Source organism: Paraburkholderia sp. SIMBA_053, from assembly GCF_046534895.1.
GTDB classification, from domain to species: Bacteria; Pseudomonadota; Gammaproteobacteria; order Burkholderiales; family Burkholderiaceae; genus Paraburkholderia; species Paraburkholderia caledonica.
Window position 1 is genome coordinate 1,191,553 of record NZ_JAWRXU010000002.1, and the last position, 24,214, is coordinate 1,215,766.

22 protein-coding genes are annotated in these 24,214 nt (G+C 62.6%); 6 read left to right on the forward strand and 16 right to left on the reverse strand.

Annotation, left to right across the window (positions count from 1 at the left end; genetic code table 11):
- Positions 1–70 precede the first annotated feature (70 nt).
- A complete protein-coding gene (locus SB753_RS11785; RefSeq protein ID WP_020070181.1) occupies positions 71–280 on the forward strand; it encodes a dodecin in 210 nt (69 codons plus the stop codon).
- A 125-nt stretch (positions 281–405) separates the two neighbouring features.
- Here the strand turns inward: SB753_RS11785 and SB753_RS11790 are convergent, their stop codons facing one another.
- The 4 genes from SB753_RS11790 to SB753_RS11805 all read right to left on the reverse strand — a co-directional run bounded on the left by SB753_RS11790 (position 406) and on the right by SB753_RS11805 (position 5,293).
- Positions 406–1,500 carry a BMP family ABC transporter substrate-binding protein gene (locus tag SB753_RS11790; protein ID WP_087753197.1) on the reverse strand — a complete coding sequence of 365 codons (1,095 nt, stop codon included), beginning with the start codon at positions 1,498–1,500 and terminating at the stop codon, positions 406–408.
- Between the two features lie 60 nt (positions 1,501–1,560).
- Positions 1,561–2,490, reverse strand: coding sequence for an ABC transporter permease (locus SB753_RS11795; protein ID WP_408191922.1), 930 nt, complete (start codon positions 2,488–2,490; stop codon positions 1,561–1,563).
- 28 nt (positions 2,491–2,518) lie between these two features.
- Positions 2,519–3,625, reverse strand: a complete 1,107-nt coding sequence (locus SB753_RS11800; protein ID WP_087753198.1) for an ABC transporter permease — start codon at positions 3,623–3,625, stop codon at positions 2,519–2,521.
- 66 nt (positions 3,626–3,691) lie between these two features.
- The gene (locus SB753_RS11805) at positions 3,692–5,293 is read right to left on the reverse strand and encodes an ABC transporter ATP-binding protein (protein ID WP_410800260.1); all 1,602 of its coding nucleotides are present in this window, start codon (positions 5,291–5,293) and stop codon (positions 3,692–3,694) included.
- Between the two features lie 249 nt (positions 5,294–5,542).
- Between SB753_RS11805 and SB753_RS11810 the strand changes: the two genes are divergently transcribed.
- Positions 5,543–6,475, forward strand: a complete 933-nt coding sequence (locus tag SB753_RS11810) for a LysR substrate-binding domain-containing protein (RefSeq protein ID WP_007181594.1) — start codon at positions 5,543–5,545, stop codon at positions 6,473–6,475.
- A gap of 90 nt (positions 6,476–6,565) precedes the next feature.
- Here SB753_RS11810 and SB753_RS11815 read toward each other — a convergent pair whose 3' ends face one another.
- A complete protein-coding gene (locus SB753_RS11815; protein WP_410800261.1) occupies positions 6,566–7,963 on the reverse strand; it encodes an 8-oxoguanine deaminase in 1,398 nt (465 codons plus the stop codon).
- A gap of 537 nt (positions 7,964–8,500) precedes the next feature.
- Here SB753_RS11815 and uraH point away from each other — a divergent pair.
- Both uraH and SB753_RS11825 read left to right on the forward strand, forming a co-directional pair.
- Positions 8,501–8,854, forward strand: coding sequence for a hydroxyisourate hydrolase (uraH, locus tag SB753_RS11820; protein ID WP_020070174.1), 354 nt, complete (start codon positions 8,501–8,503; stop codon positions 8,852–8,854).
- Positions 8,855–9,039: 185 nt separating this feature from the next.
- Positions 9,040–10,233 carry a urate hydroxylase PuuD gene (locus SB753_RS11825; protein WP_087753202.1) on the forward strand — a complete coding sequence of 398 codons (1,194 nt, stop codon included), beginning with the start codon at positions 9,040–9,042 and terminating at the stop codon, positions 10,231–10,233.
- 367 nt (positions 10,234–10,600) lie between these two features.
- Here the strand turns inward: SB753_RS11825 and SB753_RS11830 are convergent, their stop codons facing one another.
- The 11 genes from SB753_RS11830 to SB753_RS11880 form a co-directional block, all read right to left on the reverse strand.
- Positions 10,601–11,113, reverse strand: coding sequence for an ureidoglycolate lyase (locus SB753_RS11830; protein WP_410800262.1), 513 nt, complete (start codon positions 11,111–11,113; stop codon positions 10,601–10,603).
- Entirely contained in the window at positions 11,110–12,123 is a 1,014-nt protein-coding gene (alc, locus tag SB753_RS11835) for an allantoicase (protein ID WP_020070171.1), read from the reverse strand. The genes SB753_RS11830 and alc overlap by 4 nt, the downstream gene beginning before the upstream one ends.
- 141 nt (positions 12,124–12,264) lie before the next feature.
- The gene (uraD, locus tag SB753_RS11840) at positions 12,265–12,786 is read right to left on the reverse strand and encodes a 2-oxo-4-hydroxy-4-carboxy-5-ureidoimidazoline decarboxylase (RefSeq protein ID WP_408410678.1); all 522 of its coding nucleotides are present in this window, start codon (positions 12,784–12,786) and stop codon (positions 12,265–12,267) included.
- A complete protein-coding gene (puuE, locus tag SB753_RS11845; protein WP_408199450.1) occupies positions 12,783–13,733 on the reverse strand; it encodes an allantoinase PuuE in 951 nt (316 codons plus the stop codon). Before puuE ends, uraD begins: the two co-directional genes overlap by 4 nt.
- 192 nt (positions 13,734–13,925) lie before the next feature.
- Positions 13,926–14,753 (reverse strand): aspartate/glutamate racemase family protein, encoded by an 828-nt coding sequence (locus SB753_RS11850; protein ID WP_410800263.1) that lies wholly within the window; start codon positions 14,751–14,753, stop codon positions 13,926–13,928.
- Positions 14,754–14,844: 91 nt separating this feature from the next.
- On the reverse strand, positions 14,845–16,326 hold the full coding sequence (locus tag SB753_RS11855; RefSeq protein ID WP_087753206.1) for an NCS1 family nucleobase:cation symporter-1: 1,482 nt from the start codon (positions 16,324–16,326) through the stop codon (positions 14,845–14,847).
- A gap of 354 nt (positions 16,327–16,680) precedes the next feature.
- The gene (locus SB753_RS11860) at positions 16,681–17,493 is read right to left on the reverse strand and encodes a GntR family transcriptional regulator (protein WP_410800264.1); all 813 of its coding nucleotides are present in this window, start codon (positions 17,491–17,493) and stop codon (positions 16,681–16,683) included.
- A gap of 310 nt (positions 17,494–17,803) precedes the next feature.
- Positions 17,804–18,730 (reverse strand): muramoyltetrapeptide carboxypeptidase, encoded by a 927-nt coding sequence (ldcA, locus tag SB753_RS11865; RefSeq protein ID WP_020070165.1) that lies wholly within the window; start codon positions 18,728–18,730, stop codon positions 17,804–17,806.
- A 49-nt stretch (positions 18,731–18,779) separates the two neighbouring features.
- Positions 18,780–19,463: a tRNA adenosine(34) deaminase TadA gene (gene tadA / locus SB753_RS11870; protein ID WP_410800265.1), complete on the reverse strand. Its 684-nt coding sequence runs from the start codon at positions 19,461–19,463 to the stop codon at positions 18,780–18,782.
- Between the two features lie 83 nt (positions 19,464–19,546).
- On the reverse strand, positions 19,547–19,978 hold the full coding sequence (locus SB753_RS11875; RefSeq protein WP_087753208.1) for a DnaJ family domain-containing protein: 432 nt from the start codon (positions 19,976–19,978) through the stop codon (positions 19,547–19,549).
- Between the two features lie 634 nt (positions 19,979–20,612).
- Positions 20,613–21,218 (reverse strand): 2'-5' RNA ligase family protein, encoded by a 606-nt coding sequence (locus tag SB753_RS11880; RefSeq protein ID WP_288824898.1) that lies wholly within the window; start codon positions 21,216–21,218, stop codon positions 20,613–20,615.
- Between the two features lie 239 nt (positions 21,219–21,457).
- Here SB753_RS11880 and SB753_RS11885 point away from each other — a divergent pair, with 239 nt between their 5' ends.
- Both SB753_RS11885 and SB753_RS11890 read left to right on the forward strand, forming a co-directional pair.
- The gene (locus SB753_RS11885) at positions 21,458–22,672 is read left to right on the forward strand and encodes a putative DNA modification/repair radical SAM protein (RefSeq protein ID WP_410800266.1); all 1,215 of its coding nucleotides are present in this window, start codon (positions 21,458–21,460) and stop codon (positions 22,670–22,672) included.
- A gap of 6 nt (positions 22,673–22,678) precedes the next feature.
- The gene (locus tag SB753_RS11890) at positions 22,679–24,157 is read left to right on the forward strand and encodes a UdgX family uracil-DNA binding protein (protein WP_410800267.1); all 1,479 of its coding nucleotides are present in this window, start codon (positions 22,679–22,681) and stop codon (positions 24,155–24,157) included.
- Positions 24,158–24,214 lie beyond the last annotated feature (57 nt).

Genomic DNA, 24,214 nt, shown 5'->3' on the forward strand with positions numbered 1-24,214 from the left:
CGACTGACGTTTTACCCGCGCGCGTTACCTATACTTTCTGAACGCCAACGAAGATCAAAGGAGAGACTTCATGTCAGACCACGTCTACAAGCAGATTGAACTGACCGGCTCATCGCCGAAATCGATTGACGACGCCATCAGCACCGCCATTGCGAAGGCGTCGAAAACGCTGCGCAATCTGCACTGGTTCGAAGTGACGGAAACCCGGGGCCAGATCGAAAACGACAAAGTCGCCTTCTGGCAGGTGACGATCAAAGTGGGCTTGCGCATCGACGATTGATGCGGCTAACGCCGGCGACGTAGAGCCGCCGGACAGCGCCCGACTGAACTGGAAGAGCCGCGTCCGTGGCGGACGCGGCCCCGGCAGTCTTTTCATGCGGCGGCGGCCCGCCGCAATGTAGCGCGTTATTTCGGCAACGAACCGTCCACGCCTTCCACGTACCAGTTCAGACGCTGCAACTCCGGATCGGTCAGGGTCTTGCCGGCCGGCACCTTCACCGTGCCGGACTGGTCCTTGATCGGACCGGCGAACACATCCCACTTGCCGCCCGCCAGTTCGTCGCGCTTCGCGGCGACCTTCTTCTGCGCGTCAGCCGGAATCGCCGACGTGTTCAGGTCTTCCAGATCGACGGCCTTCTGCGGAATGCCCCACCACACCGGGTCGTTCTTCCATTTGCCGTCGAGCACCTGCTGGATCGCCGCGTTGTAGTACACGCCCCAGTGCGCGACCACCGAACCCAGATGCGCGCTCGGGCCGAACTTTTTCATGTCCGAATCCCAGCCGAACGCATGCACATGTTTCTCGGATGCGGTCGCGAGCGTCGCGCTCGAATCCGTGTTTTGCAACAGCACGTCCGCGCCCTGGCCGATCAGCGTTTCGGCGGCCTGCTTCTCCTTGCCCGGATCGAACCAGCTATTGATCCAGATGACCTTGGTGTGCACTTTCGGATTCACCGAGCGCGCGCCGAGGGTGTACGCATTGATGTTGCGAACCACTTCCGGAATCGGCACCGAAGCGACGAAGCCGAGCGTGTTCGTCTTCGTCACGTAACCGGCGGCCACGCCGGCGAGGTATGCGCCCTGGTACATGCGCACGTCGTAAGTCCCGAAATTCGGCGCCTTCTTGTACCCGGTTGCGTGCAGGAAAACGGTGTCCGGAAAGTCCTTCGCGACTTTGAGTTCGAAGTCCTGATAGCCGAAGCTCGAACCGATGATGATCTTGTTGCCCTTGTTCGCGAGATCGCGGAATACGCGCTCGGAGTCGGCCGATTCCGGCACGTTCTCGATACGCGTGATCTTGACCTTGTTGCCGAACTTCGCTTCGGCTTCCTTCGAACCCTGGTCGTGCGCGAACGTCCAGCCTGCATCGCCCGGATTGCCCAGATAGACGAACGCCACGCCCGGCGCGTCCGCGGCTTGCGCGGCCTGCGGCAGCGACGCAACCAGCCCGAGCGACGCCGCGCCCCAGGCAAAAGCGGTCAGCAGATTTCTTCTCTTCATGTTTTCTCCTGTCGTGTTTATCGATTGATTTGAGATTTGGGGAGCACTTGCCGACGATCCTCAGCCTGCCGAGAAAAACGGCTTGCCAAGCGATGCCGGCGCGTTCAGGCGGATCGTGTTCGGGTTGCGCGAGATCAGCACCAGCACGACGACCGTCGCGACGTACGGCAGCATCGCGAGGAATTGCGTCGGCACCGGCACGCCGATCGCCTGCGCGTAGAACTGCAGGCCGGTCACGGCGCCGAACAGCAGCGCGCCGATCAGCAGGCGCCCCGGGCGCCACGTCGCGAACACGACAAGCGCGAGCGCGATCCAGCCTCGGCCCGATGTGAGTTGCTCCTGCCAGAGGTGCAGATTGACGATCGAATAATAGCCGCCGGCCAGTCCCGCCATGCCGCCGCCGAATGCGACCGCGCCATAGCGCACGCCTACCACCGGGAAGCCTACCGAATGCGCGACCTGCGGCGACTCGCCGACCGAGCGCAACACGAGCCCCGCGCGCGTGCGATACAGAAACCAGCCGATTACCGCGAACATCAGAAACGCGAGGTAATCGAGCGGCGTGAGACTGAAAAGCGCGGGACCGAGCACCGGAATCTTCGAGAGACCTGGAATGGTCCACGTGTCGATGGTCGCGCGTACCGCCGCCGACGTGTACGGCTTGCCGACATACGCGGACAGGCCGATGCCGAAGATGGTTAGAGACAGGCCCGTGGCGACCTGGTTGGCGAGCATGGTCAGCGTGAGAAACGCGAACAGCAGCGACATGGCGAGGCCCGCGCCGATCGCGGCGAGCACGCCGAGCCAGGGATTGCCGGTGATCGCGGTGACTGCGTAGCCGGTCACGGCGCCCATCAGCATCATGCCCTCCACGCCGAGATTGAGAACGCCCGACTTCTCGGTGACGAGTTCGCCCGCGCCCGCGAACATCAGCGGAATCGCGGCGGTGACGGCGCTCGAAGTGAGCGCGCTGGCTTGTTGAATATCCATGGATTGCGGCAGCGAAGCGTTAGACGGGTCAGTGGGCTTGCGCGGCAACGGAGCGCCGGCGTACGCGGTAATTTACGAACAGATCGGCGCCGAGCAGGCAGAACAGCAGCAGTCCCTGGAACACGCCTGAGAGCGCCTGCGGCAACTGCATCGAAGTCTGCACTGCTTCGCCGCCGAGATACAGCAACGCCATCAGCAGGCTTGCGAGCACGATGCCGACAGGATGCAGCCGTCCGACGAACACGACGATGATTGCCGTAAAGCCGTAACCCGGCGACCACGTCGCCTGCAACTGGCCGATAGGCCCGGCGATCTCGCCCATGCCCGCGAGGCCCGCGAGTCCGCCGCTGATCAGAAGCGACATCCAGATAGTTTTCTTGTCCGAGAAGCCTGCGTAACGGGCGGCAAGCGGCGCAAGACCGCCGACGTTCATCCGGTAACCGGCAAAGCTTTTGCGCATGAAGAGCCAGACGAGCGGGATCGCAATCAGCGTGACGAACACCGACGCATTCAGACGCGTGCCGCGCAGCCATTTCCAGTGCCAGTCGCCGTAAAACGTCGGATAGAGTGCGTCGCCGCTGAACATTTCCGACAGCGGGAAATTCATGCCCTGCGGATCGCGCCAAGGGCCGCTCACCAGATAGATCAGCAGTTGCGTGGCCACGTACGTGAGCATGAGGCTCACGAGAATCTCGTTGGTGTTGAAACGGCTTTTCAGCAACGCGGGAATCGCCGCCCACAGCATGCCGCCGATCACGCCGGCGATCATCATGAGCGGCAAAATCCACCAGCCGGTCGCCTGATCGAAATAGATCGCGACGCCGCTCGCGGCAATGCCGCCGAGCAGCATCTGCCCTTCCGCGCCGATGTTCCATACATTCGCGCGATATCCGATCGCAAGCCCGAGACCGATCAGGCACAACGGAGAAGCCTTGAGCAGAAGCTCCGACCAGCCGTTCACGCTCGACAGCGGTTCGATGAAGAACGCGTGCATCGCTTGCAGCGGATCACGGCCGACGAGGCCGAAAATCACGAAGCCAATGGCGAGTGTGAGCAATGCCGCGATCAGCGGCACGGCGAGTTGCATGGTGCGCGAGGGCGTCGTGCGCGCTTCGAGTCGATACGGAAGAATCATGGGTAGCGTGTGTTTTTTCGGGTTCTGATAACGGACGCGGAGACAGATGCCGGGAGATACCGCGGCTCAAACATGCGCCGGCTGTTCCGCTGAAGGCGCCGTGCCCTCGCGGCCACCGAAAAGGCCCGCCATCCAGCGGCCGATTTCCTCGGCGTTGGTGGCGCCGGTTGCGCGCACCGGCGAGAGCCTGCCGCCCGCGAGCACCGCAATGCGATCGCAGATGTCGAACAGTTCTTCGAGTTCCTCGGAAATCACGAGGATCGCCACGCCGCTTGCCGACAGATCGAGCAACTGCTGGCGAATGAAGGCCGCCGCGCCCACGTCGACGCCCCATGTGGGTTGCGCGACCACCAGCACCTTCGGCGCCTGCAGTATCTCGCGGCCCATGATGTACTTCTGCAGATTGCCGCCCGACAGGCTTTGCGCGAGCGCCTCGGAGCCGCCACATCGCACATCGAAGGCTTCAATGCAGCGCCGGGCAAATGCTCGCATCGCGCCCGAGTTGATCCAGCCCGAGTTGACCATCTTCTGACGATGCGCGGTGAGCAGCGCGTTTTCGGACAGCGTCATTGCGGGCACGGCACCCCGGCCCAGGCGCTCTTCCGGCACGAAACCGAAGCCAAGCGCGCGCCGGCCGCCTGCGCCAAGCCGCCCCGCTGGCTTGCCGCAAATGGTGACGGCGTCCGCTCGCAGGCCGCGCTTCTCTCCTGAGAGCGCCGACAGCAATTCCGCCTGACCGTTGCCCGAGACGCCCGCAATGCCGAAGATCTCGCCCGCGTGAACGGCGAACGACACGTTCTCGAGCGACGTGCCGAACGGGTCGTCGCTCGTCACCGACAACGCCTTCACATCGAGCAGTACCGCGCCCGGATTATGCGCGCGACGAGTGTAGTCGGGCAGCGAATGGCCGACCATCAACTGCGCGAGCGACGCATGCGTTTGCTCTTTCGGCTTCACGTGGCCGGTGACACGGCCGCCGCGCATCACCGTCGCCGTGTCGCATAGTTCCTGGATTTCATCGAGCTTGTGGCTGATGTAGAGAATGCTGCAGCCTTCGGCCGCGAGCCGCCGCAGCGTCGCGAAGAGTTTGCGCACCGCTTGCGGCGTGAGCACGGACGTGGGTTCGTCCATGATCAGCAAACGCGGGTTCTGCAGCAGGCAACGCACGATTTCGACGCGCTGCCGCTCGCCCACCGTCAGGCTATGCACATGACGCTGCGGGTCGATGTCGAGGCCGTAGTCGGCGGAAACTTCGCGAATGCGTTTGGACAGCGCTTTGAGATCGAAGGGTTCGTCGAGTGCAAGCGCAATGTTTTCGCCGACCGTGAGCGTTTCGAACAGCGAAAAGTGCTGAAACACCATGCCAATGCCGAGCTTGCGCGCGGCCGCCGGGCTCGCGATCTCGACCGCTTCGCCTTCCCATTGAATCTCTCCGGCATCGGGCCGCACCGCGCCGTAGATCACCTTCATCAGCGTGCTCTTGCCCGCGCCGTTTTCGCCAAGCACGGCGTGGATCTCGCCCGGCGCGACGATCAGCGTGACGTCGTCGTTGGCCCGCACGGCGGGGTATTGTTTGGTGATGCCTTTGAGCATCAACCGGGGCGCCGCCTGTTCCGGCCTCGTTGCCGGCTGCGCGGCGGCGCCGTCGCTATAAAAAGAGTCGCTCATGTGATTCCGTAGTGCGTCGGTGACTGCGGTTGCTGCGCGGTCGTCCACCTTGCCGGCGGTCGATCCGTCACCACAACCGGATGACAATACCTAATTCGACCCGCTCAGTCGAGCGGCCAAAATTCCCGCAAACCCGCGCCACAGCAAGCTCTGCGGGTATGTCTCTCTTGACGCCGTTTTTCGTTCATATTAAAACGCATATACCCACGCCCCCACTCGATCAGCCAGAACATATATTTCGGAGAAGTCATGAGTCAGCAACGCGAGGCGATCGATACCTACCTTCTGCGCGTCTTGCACACCTTGTTGATGGAACGCAGCGTCACGCGCGCGGCCGTCAAACTGAACCAGTCGCAACCCGCCATCAGCGCCGCGCTGCGCCGGTTGCGCGACATTACCGGCGACCCGCTGCTCGTGCGCGGCAAATCCGGCATGGTGCCCACCGAATACGGCCTGCGCCTCCTCGAACCGGTGCAAAACGCGCTGCGCGAGATCGAACGCATCAAGTTCCAGCAACACAATTTCGACCCGGCCACTTCGATTCGCTGCTACCGCATCGGTTGCCCGGACTACCTGAACGTGCTGTTCGTGCCGACGGTGGTCGAGCGGTTTCGCCAGGCGGCGCCGAATGCGACGCTCGAGTTTCACTCGCTCGGTCCCGCGTTCGACTACGAACTCGCGCTCGAAGACGGCAAGCTCGACATCGTCGTGGGCAACTGGCCCGAGCCGCCTGAGCAACTGCATCTGTCGAACCTGTTCGTCGATCAGATCGTCTGCCTGATGAGCAACGCGCATCCGTTCGCCAAACGCGGCGGGCTCACGCTCGACCAATACCTGAACGCCCCGCATCTCGCGCCGACTCCGTACTCGGTGGGTCAGCGCGGCGCGATTGACGTGCACCTCGCGCGCGAGCGGCTCAAACGCCACGTGGTCGTCACGCTGCCATACTTCAATCTCGCGCCGTACGTGCTGATCAAGTCCGACCTGATCTTCACGACGACGCGCCTCTTCGCCGATTACTACGCCAAGTTCCTGCCGCTGACCGTGGTGCCCGCGCCGCTCGACTTTCCGCCGATGCAGTACTACCAGCTGTGGCACGAGCGCGTGCATTACTCCGATGAAGTGCGCTGGCTGCGCAGCCTCGTCGCCGAAGCGACCAGGACATTGATCGACAAACCTTGAGACGTTAGACGTTAGACGTTTGACGTTTGACGTTTGACCACTGGCGGCGCTTGCGTGTGTGACTGCGCGCAGGCGCCGCGACGCTTCATGTCATGCCGCCGCTTCGTAAAGCGTCTTTGCCAGCCGGTTATGCCGCTCGATCACCGGACCGAGTTCGAGCGTCGCCAATTGCCCGTCCCTCACGACGACGTTGCCTCCAATCACGCTATGGCTTACCTGCGACGGCGCGCAGAACACCAGCGCCGCGACCGGGTCGTGCAACGCGCCGGCAAAGAGCGGCTGACGCAGGTCGAACGACACGAAGTCCGCCGCCATGCCCGGTGCGAGCGCGCCGATGTCGTCGCGGTTGAGCACCTTCGCGCCGCCGAGCGTGGCGATCTCCAGCGCTTCGCGGGCCGTCATCGCGTCCGGACCAAAGCCGACTCGCTGCAATAGCAGCGCCTGGCGCACCTCGGCGACCATCTGCGCGCCGTCGTTCGACGCCGAGCCGTCCACACCCAAACCCACCGGCACACCCGCAAGCCGCATCCGCTTGACGGGCGCAATACCCGACGCGAGCCGCATATTCGAGCACGGACAATGCGCGACACCCGTGCCGGTACGCGCAAACAGTTCGATGCCCGCGTCGTCGAGTTGCACGCAGTGCGCATGCCACACGTCGCGTCCGACCCAGGCGAGGTCTTCCGCATACTGTGCGGGCGTCATGCCGAACTTCTCCTGGCTATACGCGACGTCGTTCGTGTTCTCGGCGAGGTGCGTATGCAGAGACACGCCGTATTGCCGCGCCATCGCCGCCGACTCGCGCATCAGATCGCGGCTCACTGAAAACGGCGAGCATGGCGCGACGACGACGCGCAGCATCGCGTAACGCCCTTCGTCGTGATACGTCTCGATGAGGCGTTGCGTGTCCTTCAATATGTCCGCTTCACGCTCGACCACCGAATCGGGCGGCAAGCCGCCGTCTTTCTGACCCACGCTCATGCTGCCGCGCGCCGCATGAAAACGCATGCCGATGCGGCGTGCCGCGGCGATGCTGTCGTCGAGCCGGCTGCCATTCGGATAGATATACAGATGGTCGCTCGACGTCGTGCAACCGGACAGCAACAACTCGGCCATTGCCGTCAACGTGGAGACTTCGATCATCTCCGGTGTGAGATTCGCCCACACTTTGTAGAGGCTCGTGAGCCAGCCGAACAACTCGGCGTTCTGCGCGGCCGGAATCGCGCGCGTCAGGCTCTGATACATGTGGTGATGCGTGTTCACGAGACCGGGAATCACCAGATGCCCGCGCATGTCCAGCATCTCGTCGGCGGTTTCCGGCAAATCTGCTGTCGGCCCTACCGCGACGATGCGGTTGTCCTCGATATAGAGACCGCCGTCGCGCAGTTCGCGCCGTGCGCCGTCCATCGTGACGAGCACGTCTGCGTGCTTGACCAGCATTGTTCTGTTCGGCTTGCCAGTTTGTTGTGCTGCGTGTTCCATCGTCATCCGTTTCTCCGCCTGATTGCTTCCGTGCAAAGTCGTCCGAACGCGATGTGACGGCGCGTAAGCCGCGCCGCCGCGTCCCGTCGAACGCCGTTGGCCCGGTTACCCAGCGTATTGCGCCGTCTTCGGGACGTGTGCCGCGCTCAAAGCCTCTCGGGCTTGCCGTTGCTGCGGCGCACAGGCGTAACCTTCGGCCGTCAAAATAACGCTGACAACACGCGCCGTTGCGATAACCATCTTCAGGCTGCCGATATAGTGGGGCATTTTTGACGCCGGTACGATCGAACGGAAGTGCTATGCGCTGCAACGGCTGCGCGGGATTGCTCGCTGCGCCTTTCGGCAGACTGTGCGTCATGCGCCAGCTATTATCTTTCTTATCGCGCCCGCGCTGGACGGAACAACTTTCTACAATGGCTGCAACGGCGCTCGCTTCAATTCGCCGACGGGTATGTAGCCACTGACGTGGAGCCTCGATCCGCCGCAAACGTATCTGGATCGGGCTGCCGCCGAAACCTCGCAAACACACAAGGAAAATTGCGAATGGGAAAGCTCACTACCCATGTGCTCGACACCGCGAACGGTCGTCCCGGCGCGGGCATCAAGGTCGAACTCTTCGCGCTCACGGGCGACACGCGCCGTGCGCTGAAAACCACCATCACCAATGACGACGGCCGCTGCGACGAACCGTTGCTGCAAGGCGACGCGCTCGTTGCAGGCGAGTACGAACTGGTGTTCGCCGCCGGCGACTACTTCGCTTCGATCGGTACCAAGGTACCCGAGCCGCGTTTCGTGGATCGCGTCGTGTTGCGCTTCGGCGTCGCCGACGCCGCTGCGCACTATCACGTGCCGTTGCTCGTGTCGCCGTGGTCTTACAGCACGTATCGCGGCAGTTGACAGGTGTCGCCGAACGGCGCCGCTCAATAACCCCTAACAACAACGACGTCGTGCGAACTGAGCGCACCGCGTCTTTCACCCCGCAGTCCGCGCGGTGACGCTCTGCCCGCCCTCGTCTATCGGCCGGGTGCAAAAAGGCGTCGAACGTCGCCGTGCGTACAACGAATCAGAAGTGGAGGAGTTTCATGGAAGGCTTTATCACCGACTGGTTGAATCTCGCGATTCGCTGGTTCCACGTCGTCGCCGCGATCGCATGGATCGGCGAGTCGTTCTATTTCGTCGCACTCGACAACAGCCTGAAGCCGCCGCACGACCCGAACCAGCGCAAGCGCGGCGTGTTCGGGGAACTGTGGCACGTACACGGCGGCGGCTTTTACAACATGCAGAAGTACACTGTCGCGCCGCCTGAAATGCCCGACGATCTGCACTGGTCGAAGTGGCCGTCTTACACCACGTGGCTGTCGGGCTTCGGTCTCTTCACCGTGCTGTATCTGTTTTCTCCGTCCACGTATCTGATCGACAAGAATGTGCTCGATATGGGACCAGTGGTTGCCGTCGCGTCGGCACTCGGCTTTCTGGCTGCCGGCTGGATCGTGTACGACTCGTTGTGCCGCATTCTCGGCAACAAGGACAAAGTACTCGGCATCTGCGTCGGCGTGTACGTGCTGATCGCGGCCTGGCTCGCGTGTCACATCTTCGCGGGACGCGCGGCGTATCTGATCATGGGCGCGATGCTCGCGACGATCATGTCGGCCAACGTGTTCTTCGTGATCATCCCCGGCCAGCGCAAGATGGTCGACGCAATGCTCAAGGGCGACACGCCGAACCCGATCTACGGCAAGCGCGGCAAACAGCGCTCGGTGCACAACACGTATTTCACGTTGCCGGTGGTGTTCGCGATGCTGTCGAACCACTACGCGATGACCTACACGCATCCGTACAACTGGGCGGTGCTCGTTGTCATCATGCTGGCCGGCGCGCTGATCCGTCAGTTCTTCGTCATGCGTCATCGCGGCCAGGTGCTGTGGTATCTGCCGCTCGCCGGCATTGCGCTGATGTTCGGCGCGCTCTTCTGGACCATGCCGAAGCCGATGGTGCCGCAAGCCCAGGCGGCCAACGCGCCGACGCTGAAAGTGGCCGACATTGCGCCAGTGCTGCAACAGCGCTGCGTGGCATGTCACTCCGCGCATCCGACGATGATGGGCAGCGCCCCCGCCGGCGTGCTGCTCGATACGCCGGATGAAATCTCGCAGAACGCACAGCGGATCTATCAACAGGCAGTGACGCTCAAGGCGATGCCGCTTGGTAACGTAACCCACATGACCGACGACGAACGGATGAAGATCGCTGCCTGGTTCCAGGGTGGCGCGGCGAAATAGTCGAACTCTGGCCTTTGGTGGGCCGGGTGTAGTCGAGCGTCATGAAGCGGGCTTTTCGCGGAAGCGGGAAGCCCGCTTTTTATTGGCGGGTTCTTATCTCTTTGCTGGTTGCCGTTTGCCGGGATCAAGTGCGCATGGATAGCTGGCTCGCCTGCCCCGCTGAGGGTTGCGTCGGGCAGTGCGGCACGAGAACGTCGTTTGTTTCGGCTTGCACTGGTCCCGCGCGTGCAGGCGGGACGTACATGTGAGGACGCACCACGCTAGGGTACGCAAGCACGCAAGCTGGCATTGCAAAAGCAAAAAGCCCACGACATTGCTGCCGTGGGCTTTCCGAAAATCGGCGGATCCTCACGCCGAAGCACGAACCTTAAACCGTCACCGCGCTCAACGCGTCTTCGGTCAGCCAGAGCGACTCCGTCAGATCCTGCTCGTTCAGATTCAGGCCCTCCCCGCCACGATCCACGACAATGAAGTCGCTCACGTCGCCCAACGCAATCAGCGGATGGTGCCACACGCCCTTCGCGTAATTGACGCCTTGCCAGCCGCTCGTGACGAAGGCGCGGATTTTCGATTCGTCGAGCTCGCCGGCCGGCGCGACCACCACAAGATACGGCTTGTCGTTCAGCGGCACGAACGCCTGGCTGCCGAGCGGATGGCGTTCGAGCATCTTCACCTCGAACGGCAGCACGCGCGGCTGTCCACGAAACAGGTTCACGAGCGCGCGGCCGTTCTCGTCGGTCACATCCACTGTGGCCAGATCGTGATAACGGATCGTCGTGCCAAGGTTGATCGGAATCTGCTTCGCGCCTTCGAGTTCGATCACATCGCCGAAGGCGGCAAACGATTCTTTCGTCAGCGGTTCGATTGCAAGCGTCTTCATGATGCGAGCGTGCCCCACAGGCGCAACCGCGACACGCCCCCGTCCGGAATGATGTTGAAGCGCACGTGCGTGACCGGCCCGAGCGCCGCGATCTCGCTTTCGAAATAGTGCTGCTTGTCCATTTGCAGCTTCTGCTCGCCGAGCAGCACAGGCCAGAACATCGCTTGCGTGATCAGCGAACTGTCGGTGCCGCCGGTTACATATGCGGCCTGAATCGAGCAGCGGTCAGGATAATTGCCCTTGAAGTGCGCAGTGTCCACTTCGATCTTCGAAATGACGCCCGGTTGAGCAAGCGCGACGATCGCCCAATCGTTGCCGGGTTCGCGGCGGCGCCGCGTTTCCCAGCCGTCGCCCATGTTGACGCCGCGGCCCGGCATCAGAATGGTCGATGCAGCGCCGAAGTGCTGATTATTCGCCGCCACCAGGTACGCGCCGTTTTCCATCGCGGCGAGGTCGAACTGTTCCGTGCGGCTCGCGCCTGCCCAGTCGACTTGCGGCTGACCGTACACGCGCAGACGCGCGATGCCGCCGTCCGGGTAGATGTTCACGCGCAAGTGCGTATAGGCGTTTGCGTCGCTCACGTCGAGGTAGTGGTGACTGTTGCCTTGCAACGTGGTGGACGGAACGATCTCGGTCCATTGCGTCGACTGGTTGGGCACGCCGTCCACCACGCGCGCCGCTTCCACCGACGCCGCCGGCGGAAAGTTACCCGTGAAATGGCTCGTGTCGAGGTCGAGCCCCTTGATCACGCCGGGGCGCGCCAGCTTGACGATGCACCAGTCGTAGCCGCTCACACGTTTGCGGCGCGTTTCCCAGCCGTCCATCCACTTGCCGTGTTCGTCGTACTTGCCCGGAATGAAGACGGCCGGCTCCGGGTTCAGCATGCGCTCCTTCGGGGCGAAGAAGTCGTCGCTGGCCTCGAGCGCCTGCGCGCCCAGGCGCGGGTCCGCCAGGTTCACGTAGCGGCGCGTGAATTCGGGTGCGTTGGGGTCGAGAATCGGGAGTGCCATCTGTGTCTTCCTTGATGTTTGTTAGTGCCAGAAATTTTCCGGCGAAGCCGCAGCGCAAAGCTGCAACGTAATGCCGAACCTTGAAGCGCGGCGGCGATCGTCAGTTCATCACGCGTTCACTGCGCTTTCATTGCGCGTTCGTCACGCGCCAATCAGGTCTTCCAGCCGGAAACGCGCGATACGGTAGATCTGATCGAGGCTCGCGCGTAGCTCGTCGGCGCGGCTATTGTTCACGCGCGCCTCGAAGTTCGCGATGATGCCGTGACGGTCGTAGCCGCGCACCGCGAGAATGAACGGAAAGCCGAACTTCTCGCGATACGCGGCATTTAGCGCGAGCAGCTTGTCGAACTCTTCCTGCGTGCACTGCGAGAGACCGGCGCCGCTCTGCTCGCGCGTCGATTCCGCCGTGAGTTCGCCGCGAACCGCTGCCTTGCCCGCCAGCTCCGGGTGCGCGTTGATCAGCGCGAGCTGCTTCTCTTCGCCCGCCGTCTCGACGATCTTCGACATCTCGCGATGCAGTTCGTCGATGCTCGCAAATGGCCGCTCATGCGCCGCAATTTCCGCGACCCAGGGCGAGTGCTCGAAGATGCCCGACAGAGCCGCGACGAACGCGTCGGTCGAAATGGTGTTGAGTTGGTCCAGTGTGTATTGCATCGCCTTCATGCCGCAGCCCCGCGGTTATGTTGCTGATAGGGATGATGTTCGCGCCAGTGCCGCGCGATATCGACGCGCCGGGTCACCCACACGCGATCGTGCTGCTCGATATGATCGAGAAAGCGCTGCAGCGCGCGAAAACGCCCGGGGCGTCCGAGCAGCCGGCAGTGCATGCCGATGGACAGCATTTTCGGCGCTTCGTCGCCTTCTTCGTAAAGCACGTCGAACGCGTCGCGCAGATACGTGAAAAAATGGTCTGCCGTGTTGAAGCCCTGCGGGCTCGCGAAGCGCATGTCGTTCGTGTCGAGCGTGTACGGCACGATCAGTTGAGGCACAGTCGTGCCGCCTGTCACTTCAACGTCCATCCAGAACGGCAGGTCGTCGCCGTAGTAGTCGGAGTCGTACAGAAAGCCGCCATATTCGGCGACCAGCCGATGCGTGTTGGGACTGTCGCGGCCCGTGTACCAGCCAAGCGGCCGCACACCCGTGACACGTTCGATGGCTTGCATGCCGAGCCGCATATGCTCGGCTTCCTTTTCCGGCGATACGTCCTGATAGTGAATCCAGCGATAGCCGTGACACGCGATCTCATGACCGAGTTCGACAAACGCGCGCGCGAGTTCGGGATGCCGTTCAATGGCCATGCCGACGCCGAACACCGTAAGCGGCAACCCGCGCTTTTCGAATTCACGAAGAATGCGCCATACGCCTGCACGCGAGCCATATTCGTAGATCGACTCCATGCTCATGTGACGCGCCGGATACGCCGCTGCGCCGACAATCTCCGACAGGAACTGCTCCGAGCCAGGATCGCCGTGCAGCACGCAGTTCTCACCGCCCTCCTCGTAATTGAGGACGAATTGCACTGCGACGCGCGCTCGCCCTGGCCAGTTCGCTTGCACCGGGTGGCGGCCGTAGCCGATCAGATCGCGTGGATAGTTGGGGTCGAGTGCCATGGTTTGACGAATGCGTAGTGACGATACGTTGTGCTGGCAAGGTGCGTTGTGAAAGCTGCCGGAGGCCGTGCTTTGTGTTACAGCGGCAATAGCCGGGCAGCGTCGGAAAACATGTCGGGCAGCCCGCGCCGAGTTGGACCAGTGTAGCGAAAACGCCCGGGTGCGCCCATACACCTGGGCAGATAGTGCGTGTCAGACTGAATGTATGTGCGGCTCGGATTCGCTGGTGTTTACCCGCAGCGAATCTGCATTGACGACACGCGGCGGCGCAGGATTCGGATCCGTCGCGCCAGGACTGAACGATTCGAGCACGCCGTCATAGCGCTTTGGCAAGGGCCGCGCGTAGTCGCCGCGCTTGGCCGTCGAAAGACGCAGCGAGATCAGCGCCTCGGTCCATTTGACGGCCGCCGTCACGCCTTCGATCACCGGCGCGCCGAGCGCGTCTTCGATCTCCGCGCACAGCTCGGCCATGCCCGCGCAACCGAGCACGATCGCGTCGGAGCCGTCCTCGGCAAGCGCACGCCGGCACTCGTCGAGGATGATGCGGCGCGCCGCCGAACCGGGCTTGTCGAGGTCGAGCACCGCGACGTCGGTCGCGCGCACGTTGCGGCAGAAACGCCGCATGCCGTAGCGCTCGGCCAGATGCCACCCCATCCCGCAAGTGCGCGCAAGCGTCGTCACCACCGAGAAACCGGGTGCCAGCACGCTCGCCGCGTGCATGGCCGCCTCCGCGATGCCGATCACTGGTCCGCGCGCCAGCTCGCGTGCGGCGTACAGCCCCGGATCGCCAAAACAGGCGATCACATAGCCGTCGCAATGCTCGCGCTCACCCGCCATCACTTCGGCGAGCAGACCGGGCGTGGCAAGCGCTTCGTCGTAATAGCCTTCGATGGACGGCGGTCCCATTGCCGGACTGACCGCAATCACTTCGGTGCCCGGCGCGGCCACTTCTCGCGCGCAGCGGCCCATTGCGTCGGTCATGCGTTGGGTCGTGTTCGGGTTGATCAGTTTGATGCGCATCTTGTCTCCTTTTCGACTGCAATGACCGCGGCGCTGTCACCGTCGGCCGCCACCTGTCATTGCTGTCACAGCATGGCCCGCGCCTCGATGCTCAGCGAGCGAGGACGCGATAGAACAGTGCCCCGAGGCCCGCGCCAATGAACCACGAAAAATTCGCCATACCGTCGAGCGACGGCACCATCACGCATAGCACCGCGATGACCGCAGCCGGCAGCAGTGCAGCAACCGCGCGGTAGTTGACGCCGTTTCGATACCAGTACGTTCCCGTCGGCGCCACGGTGTACAGATCGTCGAGGACGATCTTCTGGCGCTTCACCAGGTAGTAATCGACGATCAGGATTCCGTACAAAGGTCCGATGAAGCTGCCGAGCACGTCGAGCGTGTAGTGAATCACTGCAGGGTTGTTGAACAGATTCCACGGCGTGATGAAGATCGAAGCGACCGCCGCGAGCATGCCGCCCGCACGCCAGCTGATGAGCTTCGGCGCCACGTTCGAGAAGTCGAAGGCCGGCGACACGAAATTCGCGACGATATTGATGCCGATGGTCGCAATCGTGAACGTCAGCGCGCCGAGAATCACCGCCGTCGGATAGTCGATGCGGCCCACCGTCTCCACCGGGTCCGTAATCAGTTGACCGAACACCGGCAGCGTCGCCGCGGTCGTGATCACGGTCACGAGCGAAAACGCCAGGAAGTTGACCGGCAGCCCCCAGAAATTGCCGCGCTGTACGCTCCGAAAGCTCTTGCCGTAGCGCGAAAAGTCGCCGAAATTCAGCATCGGCCCGGAGAAGTACGACACGACCAGCGAGGTCGCCGTGATCATCACCGGCAATACCTGCATGCCGTGATACTTGACGCCGCCCAGGTTGATGCCGATGTTGCGCCAGCCGGCTCGATACACCATGTAGCCGGCCAGAATGAACATCACGACATAAACGGCCGGACCCGCGAAGTCGATGAACTTCTTGATCGTCTCCATGCCGTGCCAAAAGACCAGTGCCTGCAGCACCCACAGCAACATGAAGCCGCACCAGCCGAGCGTAGACAGGCCCATGAAGCCGTGTCGATGAACGTCCGCATAGGGCAGCAATTGCGGGACGAACTTCAGCACGACGATCACCAGCGCGCTCGAGGCCAGATACGTCTGAATGCCGTACCACGCGACCGCGATCAGACCGCGAATCACCGCGGGAACATTGGCGCCGAGCACACCGAAGGTCGCACGGCACGCAACCGGATACGGCACGCCGTTTGCCTGGCTCGGCTTCGCAATCATGTTGCACAACAGGTTGACGATTCCAATTCCCACCAGCAGCGCAATCAGCACTTGCCAGCTCGTCAACCCGAGGGCGAAGAGACTGCCGGCGAACACGTAACCGCCGACGCTGTGCACGTCCGACATCCAGAACGCAAAGATGTTGTAGGCGCCCCAGGTCTGGTGACGCAGCGGCGCCAGGTCCTTGTTGTATAACCGCTCGCTGTAACCGGCCGGCATGGACACATCGCCGGTTGCGTCACCGTCTGCATAAGGGGGGATTGCGGGACTGCCGGGCGCTGCGCTGAACTGAGCCATGATTCCTCCTTGTGATGGAACCGTCGATTGCGAATCGAAGGGCATTGCATTGGCCATGCCAGTTGCGGCTCTGGCGTCTCGCTCGCGCTTCGCGTCGTTCTGGACGAACGAGGCTCGATCCGCCGCCATGGCCACGCCGCGGTTGTCTCCGTACTGAAGTACTTGTGGTTATCGCATTGCCGCCCTTCCGCGGATGTCCGGCAATGCGTTACTGCATTCGGGGCCCGTCGCGCAGGCGACGGACGTGCGCGCGCAAGCCGGCAGCGCCCGCGCAGGGCCGCCTTGCAACGCTCGATCAATCCGTTCAGTTCAGTGCGGTGCGCACCAGCAACGGGCGCACGCCGGCCGCTTGCCTCAGCTTGGCGCGGACCTGGCTTTGAGTGATGCTTTCGATGATGCTTTCGGTGATGCTTTAGATGAGTCTTTAGTTGACTCTTCAGGCGAGTCTTTAGATGACGCCTTGCCGGCGCCGTTAAGCGCGCCGAATACCTCGTGCAGATCGGCTGCGCCACGCGCGGGCCGCTCCAGCATCTTCAACTCGACGCTTTGCAAATGGCGCGACATGAGCGCCGCCGCCTCTTTTGCATCGCCGGCGTCGAGCGCGGCGAGAATCGCTTCATGGTCTTCGAACGAGCACGGGCTTCGCCCCAATGACTCGTACAACGCTGAAATCAGCGTGGAACGTGCCACGAGTCCGTTCAGGCAGTCGCACAGCACCGTGTTGCCGGTCAGCTGAGCGAGTTCCGTGTGAAACTCGCCGGACAGACGAATCCACGACGAAAAGTCGCGTGTTTCGAATGCCTTGCGTTCGCGGCCGATCATGCTGCCGATGCTCTTCAACCGCCGCATGCCATGCCCGCCGCAGATCTTTTCGACGACTGCCAACTCGATGATGCGGCGCATCTCGAACACCTCATGCACCTCCTGAAGCGACGGGCTTGCCACAAACGCACCGCGATTCGGTTCGAGATCCACCAGATGATCGGTCGCGAGTTGCGCTAGCGCTTGCCGGATCGACCCACGCTTCACACCGAACACTTCGCACAACTGCGCTTCGGTCAGCTTCGCGCCCGGCGCCAGCCGATGCTCGAGAATCGCGGCGCGAATGCGCTCGGCAATTGCTTCGGGCTTCGAACTATTTGCGTTGACTGATTCGGTGTCGGACATGATATGTGTCTCGGTATGAAGGTCATAATAGGATGGACATAAAGATTGTCAACAATTTTTGTTGGCATCATCGACAATCTCCGCGGCACGGCGTGCGGCGGCGACAGGCTGCCTGGCTGGAAGCCCTGCAGTGACTGGGGCAGCTGGATTCGATATGACGATTGACGTCGCTGGCGCGGCGCATTTTGTCGACAAAATAGTCGAGCGCGGTGGTTTTCGGCCTTCACTGAAAAGCCGCTGTTGCCGACCTCGGCTACGCAAAGGAGCGGCGAAAAGGCGGCCTCGCCTGCACCGCTTTGTTAGCGGTCGTTCAACGCAGACAGGGATAATCCGTCAGGGTCAGCTTGAAGCCGTTCGCATCGGCTACCAGGTGCGCGTCGGCGCCCACAGGCAGCGTAAGCATGTCCGGCACGTGGCCGAACTGCAAGCCGGTGACGATCGGAATGCCGATCACCGACCGCATCTGATCGATCATGGCTTGCAGGTCATATCCGTTGTCGTAGTCGTACGACTTGCCGCCCGAAAAATCGCCGAGCACGAGCGCCTGCTGCTCGCCGAGAATACCTGACAGGTGCAGTTGATAAAGCATCCGCTCAATGCGAAACGGCTGCTCGTTGACGTCCTCGACAAACAGCACCCCGCCCTGCACCGACGGAATATAAGGCGTGCCGACGAGCGACGTGAGCACCGCCAGATTGCCGCCCCAGAAGGTGCCCGAGACGTCCACCGCGTGCGCTTGCGGCACGTTTCTCGCAATGGTTAGCGTCGGCTTTGTCAGCGCGGACCAGAAGTGCTGCATGGTGAAGTCGCTGACATGTTCGGCGCCGAAGTCGCTCATGAGCATCGGGCCGCTGAACGTTTTCAAGCCGGCGCGCGCAAGCAGAGCAAGCTGAATAGCCGTGAAGTCGCTGTGGCCCACCAGCGCGACCGGCTCGCCGCTCAGACGACGTTGCAACCCATCGTAATCGAGGCCGTGCAGAATCCGCGCCGCGCCGTACCCGCCGCGCACGGCGAGGACGATGTCCGGCAGCGCGCGGGAAGCATCCGCGAGCCGGTTCAAATCCGCCGCGCGCTCGCCGTCGGTGCCGCCAAAGCGTTGATAACGACGCCGCGTCGCGTCTACTCCTTCCACGCGATGCCCTTGTGCGCGCAGGCGCTGCAACGCGCGGTTGAGCACGTCCGCCTCTTGCGGATAGCCGGAAGGCGCAATCAGGTTGAAGGTACGGTGGACGCTCATCGATAGGCTCTGGTCTAAGTGTTCCGCGCGGTTTGGAGAGCGTTGCGATTCAGGGTGTGCCGGACGGGTCTATTTCCGGGACGACGGCTGCACGTGCCGCTGCGCGTGCTTCGCGGCTCGCACGCCGCCGCTCGGCAAAGAACGACTTCAGCGCCGCGCCGCATTCGCTTTCGAGCACGCCGCCGGTCACCTGAGTGTGATGATTCAACTGCGGGTTCGCGAATGCGTCGACGACGCTGCCGCATGCGCCCGTTTTCGGATCACGAGCGCCGAACACCACGCGGGCAATGCGGGCGTGCATGATGGCACCTGCGCACATCAGGCAAGGTTCGAGGGTCACATACAGTTCGCAGCCCGGCAAGCGATAGTTCTGCGCGATCTTTGCCGCGGCACGCAACGCGACCATTTCCGCGTGCGCCGAAGGATCGTGCGCGCCAATCGGATGGTTGAAACCTTTCGCGATCACTTCGTCGCCACGCACGAGCACTGCGCCGACGGGCACTTCACCAGCCGCCCGCGCTTCTTCGGCGGCAGCTTGCGCCAAGGCCATGAACCGGCGGTCGCGGTCGGAGACGGCGGGGTTGGCGGTTGGGTTGGCGGTCGGGTTGGCAGCGGCTGCGAGCGGCTCGGGGGGATCGGACGAGGCGATGGGCGCCGCGGCAGCGACGCCCGGCTCGCCATTTGCGAAGTCACCGACGATGGTGACAACACCACCGACAGTAACAGGCGGCATTTCCGGCTCCTTTCCTGCCTCGATCCAGTCCGAGTTCGAGCCCAAGTCCAAGCCCAAGGCCCCGCGACCAACGACGGGCTCGCTCACTGTGTCCCCGAGCCGGCGACATTCGCGGGAGAGCCTTCCACCGCGGACATATCGCTGTTGGAAGCGCGCTCGGACAAGCGCTCTGCAATCCGGCGGCAATATTCTCGCGGCAGCACCAACGGGCCTCCACGTAACGATTCCAACGCCATATGGAGCGCCAGCATGCGAGCCTGAAGACGGCACCGCGTAGCCTGATCGCTCACGGCACTCAGTTCGGACTGCAAGTCACGCAACGCGCGCAACTGCTCCATTGCGGGGGGCACAAACCCCGCGTTTTTCAAAATCCGGTTGGCGACGCGCACTTCTTCCGGGACCAGAGCATCGTCGTCCAGGGTGAGCGGCGCGCCTGCGCCCGGCAAATCGTCGAATTCGCCACGTGCGGCGGCGGCGGCAATACGCTGTTCAACTAACGCATCAAGCAATCTCATCTGCAATCCACTACGTTGCGGCCCAAGCATTCTATCAGGGAGCGCACGAGGGTTCCTTCCGCCGGATTCACCCGACCCGCCGGCATTTCGGATTTTGCGTATTGGAGTCCTGGATGGATGCAAGCTAGGCTTAGACACTTTTTGCGAGTCGCGCTCGCGGCGTGCTTTGGCCGCCTGCTCGCTTCGCTTCGTTTGGCTACCTCGCTCACCTACTTCGCTTCTCTGTTTCCTGCTTTTTGTGCCACCGATCATGCAATTGCAAATGACACACTCACGTCCTAACGACGCAGCGCAATTCACCGCTACAAACACTGCACCGTCGCCCGCGATGCGGGCGTGCGAACGTCGCGCATCAGTACTCGCGCGCCGCACCCCGGTTGACAGGCGCTCATTCAAGACAACCCTACGCGGTGTATGTGTCGCCGCAGCGATGTCCGCCTTGCTTTCCGGCTGCACAATATTCTGCGGCGGAGCCGGCGGAAGCGGTGGTGGTTTCGGCGGCGTTTGCGCTACTGGTATGCGCTTCTAGACGCACGCCAGATCCCCACAAAATCTAAAGCCACAGATCACGCGTCGCTGCCCACCCTCCTTTCATGTTCCTCTTCACGACCAACTAATCGTCGCGCCAATGCCACTAGGGCGCGGCCCCTTCAAGCGACCAGCGCGCAAGCACAATATGCCGGGTACGCCCCAATAAACTGTGTATCAACGCGAAACCACGCACATTCCAGCAAACCGGCTCAACCGGACGCGCGGCGGCCCAAGGCAAGCCGTAAGCCAACGTGACATGCGGCGTATAAGTCACTGCCGCGGAACCGGCGCGGCTTTCAATGCCCTTGACGTGCAGCGCTTCCGCCAATGCATCATGAAGCCGATGCAGACCCACCACGCCCTCACTCCCCGTCAACACTAACGGGCCCGGCCGCGGTTTCGACGCGAAACTCTCCGCCGTATTGAATTCGACGCTGAACGGCGCCATGCGAACCGCGGCAGCCGCTTGCATTGCGGCCTCCACATGTGCCGGCGGCAGACCGCCCGCGAAATTGCCGAGATGACGCAGCGTGACGTGCAAACGACCGGCGGCAAGCGGTTTACTGCGGGCGCGCGCCTCCCCGCAAAGCTCTTGCGCTAGCTTTGAAATGCTCGCCGCGGTATTCGCATCCGGGAAGACAGCGAAAAAGAGGCCGTCGGTTGGCGTTGGCGGCGCCTCGAGCCCGGGCAACCACAGTTGTTCAGGCATCTCGCTCCTGCGTGCTGAAATCCGGCATCTACACGAATCCCCCTTCACATGAACTGGCGGACGCCAGCGTAAAACCAGCAACGAACAAGCGACGGACAAGCAACCAACAAGCAACCAGGCAGTAACCGCACCGCAAGCCAGCAAGCAACTAAACCCAACCGCCGGCCCTGCCAAAAAACGCTTGCGCTTACGAATTGCCCACGTACAATACTGTACATCCATACAGTATCGGCGGCAACGTGGAATTGCAGAAAAAGCTCGAAGTATTGGCCGACGCGGCCAAATACGACGCATCGTGCGCCAGTAGTGGCGCGCCTAAGCGCGCCTCGCGCGGCACGGAAGGTTTGGGTGCCAGCACCGGCGCCGGTATCTGCCATAGCTTCACGCCAGACGGGCGCTGTGTGTCGCTGCTGAAAATCCTGCTCACGAATTTCTGTCTGTATGACTGTCAGTACTGCGTCAACCGGCGTTCGAGCAATGTGCCACGGGCGCGCTTCACGCCTGAGGAGGTCGTGGACCTCACGCTCGACTTTTATCGGCGCAACTATATTGACGGGCTGTTTCTGAGTTCCGGCATCATCCGGTCGTCGAATTACACCATGGAGCAACTGGTGCGGGTAGCGCAGTCGCTGCGCGAAGATCACCAGTTCCGCGGCTACCTTCACCTGAAAACCATCCCCGACGCCGACCCCGAACTCATCGCCAAAGCCGGCCGCTATGCCGACCGTCTGAGCGTGAACATCGAACTGCCGACCGAAGGCAGCCTCGCACGCCTTGCACCGGAGAAAAACGTGCGCACGATCAAGCTCGCCATGGGGTCGATCCGGCTCGCGCAGGAAGAGGCGCTGGGCGACGCAAAAGCTCCACGGTTCACGCCGGCCGGCCAAAGCACGCAAATGATCGTCGGCGCGGATCAGACGAACGACAGCACCATCCTGCAGACCGCGGAAACGCTGTACGGATCGTACAAGCTGAAGCGCGTGTATTACTCGGCATTCAGCCCGATCCCTGACAGTCCTTCTGCAGTCCCCGGCGAGGCGCCGCCGCTGCTGCGCGAACATCGTCTGTATCAGGCAGATTTTCTGTTGCGCGGCTACGGTTTCAACGTCGCGGAACTGTTCGAACAGCCAGGCAACCTGCCGCTCGACATGGATCCGAAACTCGCATGGGCGCTCGGGCATCGCGACCAGTTTCCGGTCGACCTGAACCGCGCGCCGCTTCGCATGATCGCGCGGGTGCCGGGCATCGGCATGCGCAATGCCAAGCGGCTGGTCGAATTGCGACGCTCACGGCGGGTGCGCTATGAAGATCTGGTGCGCCTGCGGTGTCCGCTGGAAAAGATCAAGCCGTTCGTCGTCACGCAAGACTATCGGGCAGCCATGCACGACGCGTCGTCGGCTCATCTGCGGCGAATCCTGACGCCGCCAATGCAAACGCAAATGCAGTTGTGGTGACGTGTCGTGCTTCATTGCATCGAGATCGAAAACCATTTTGCCGCCTGGCGTACAGCCACTCTCGTTGCGCTGGCTCAAGGGCTTGCGCCGGAGTCGATCGAATGGCGCATTAAAGAAGGCGCCGGTGGTCATGGTTCGCTGTCTGGTCAAACGGCGCTCGATTACGGCGACGCGTCCGGCAACGCGGCGCTCGGGTCGGACGCCCCGGCAATCCACGTCTCGAAAGAACTGTCAGCGCTGCTGCATGATGCGGCGCTGTATCGCGAGCCGGACCGGTGGGCATTCCTCTACAAGGTGCTGTGGCGCTGGCAATGCGGTGATCGCGCGGTGGCGTCGCCAGCCGACGTCGACGGCGCCCGGCTCTACCGGATGGCTAAAGCGGTGCGCCGTGCGAAGCACGACATGATCGCGTACGTGCGCTTTCGCAAGCAGAAGCCGGACGCCCAAACCCCAGAGTACGTAGCCTGGTACGAACCGGAGCACGACGTTCTCGCATGGGCGGCGGAACATTTCGCGCAACGCATGGGGCGCTCGTCGTGGATTATCGCGACGCCTCACGGCGCCGCGTTCTGGAACGGCGAGCAACTACATATCGAAGCGCGCCCTGCTCTGCGCCACGAGCATCGCTGCGACACTGAAGACGAGGCCGAGGCGTTGTGGCTCGCGTACTACCGCAGCACATTCAATCCTGCGCGTCTGAACGAAGCCGCGCTCGAACAGCACATGCCGGTGCGGTTCTGGAAAGGGCTGCCTGAAGGCCATCTGATTCCCGCCATGATCAGTGAAGCAAAGAGCGGCGCGCGGCGCGTTGCGCAAGCGAGCGGGGTCGCGGCGCTCGGCGGCAAGTCCATTCCTGTCGAAGCCGAATTCGCTCAGCCTGCCCGCGATCAGCCATCGTCGCTGGACGCCTGCCGGCGTTGCGACCTGTGGCGCAATGCGACGCAAGCCGTGGGCAGTTCGGGGCCTCGTGACGCGCGCATCATGCTGATCGGTGAGCAGCCCGGCGATCAGGAGGATCTGAGCGGCGAGCCTTTCATCGGGCCGGCGGGACAGTTGCTAGACCTCGCGATCGTCCGCGCCGACCTGTCGCGTGAGCAGCTTAATTTGACGAACGCGGTCAAGCACTTCAAATGGGAACCTCGCGGCAAGCGCAGGCTGCACAAAACCGCCGCGCAGCGCGAGGTCGAAGCATGCTCGTATTGGCTGGAGCAGGAGTTGCAAACCGTTCGGCCATCGGTCGTCGTCGCGCTGGGCGCAACGGCGCTCAACGCGTTGCTGCGCGAAAAGGCAAGCTTGCGCGACTATATGGGTAAGCCGTTCGAACTCGAAGGCGGTTGGGGAATCGCAACGTATCATCCTTCGTTCGCGTTGCGTCAGCAGGACGACGCCGCGCGCGACAAAGTGCTGAGCGCCATCAGCGAGGCACTCGTCGAAGCGCGGAAACTGGCGGCATCGGTGCAAGCCAAACCGCGCAGCGTGCCTTAACTGCTAGACTGCGCCGCACGTTCCGTCATGCGGTTAAGGGGAATCAATGACCGGGGG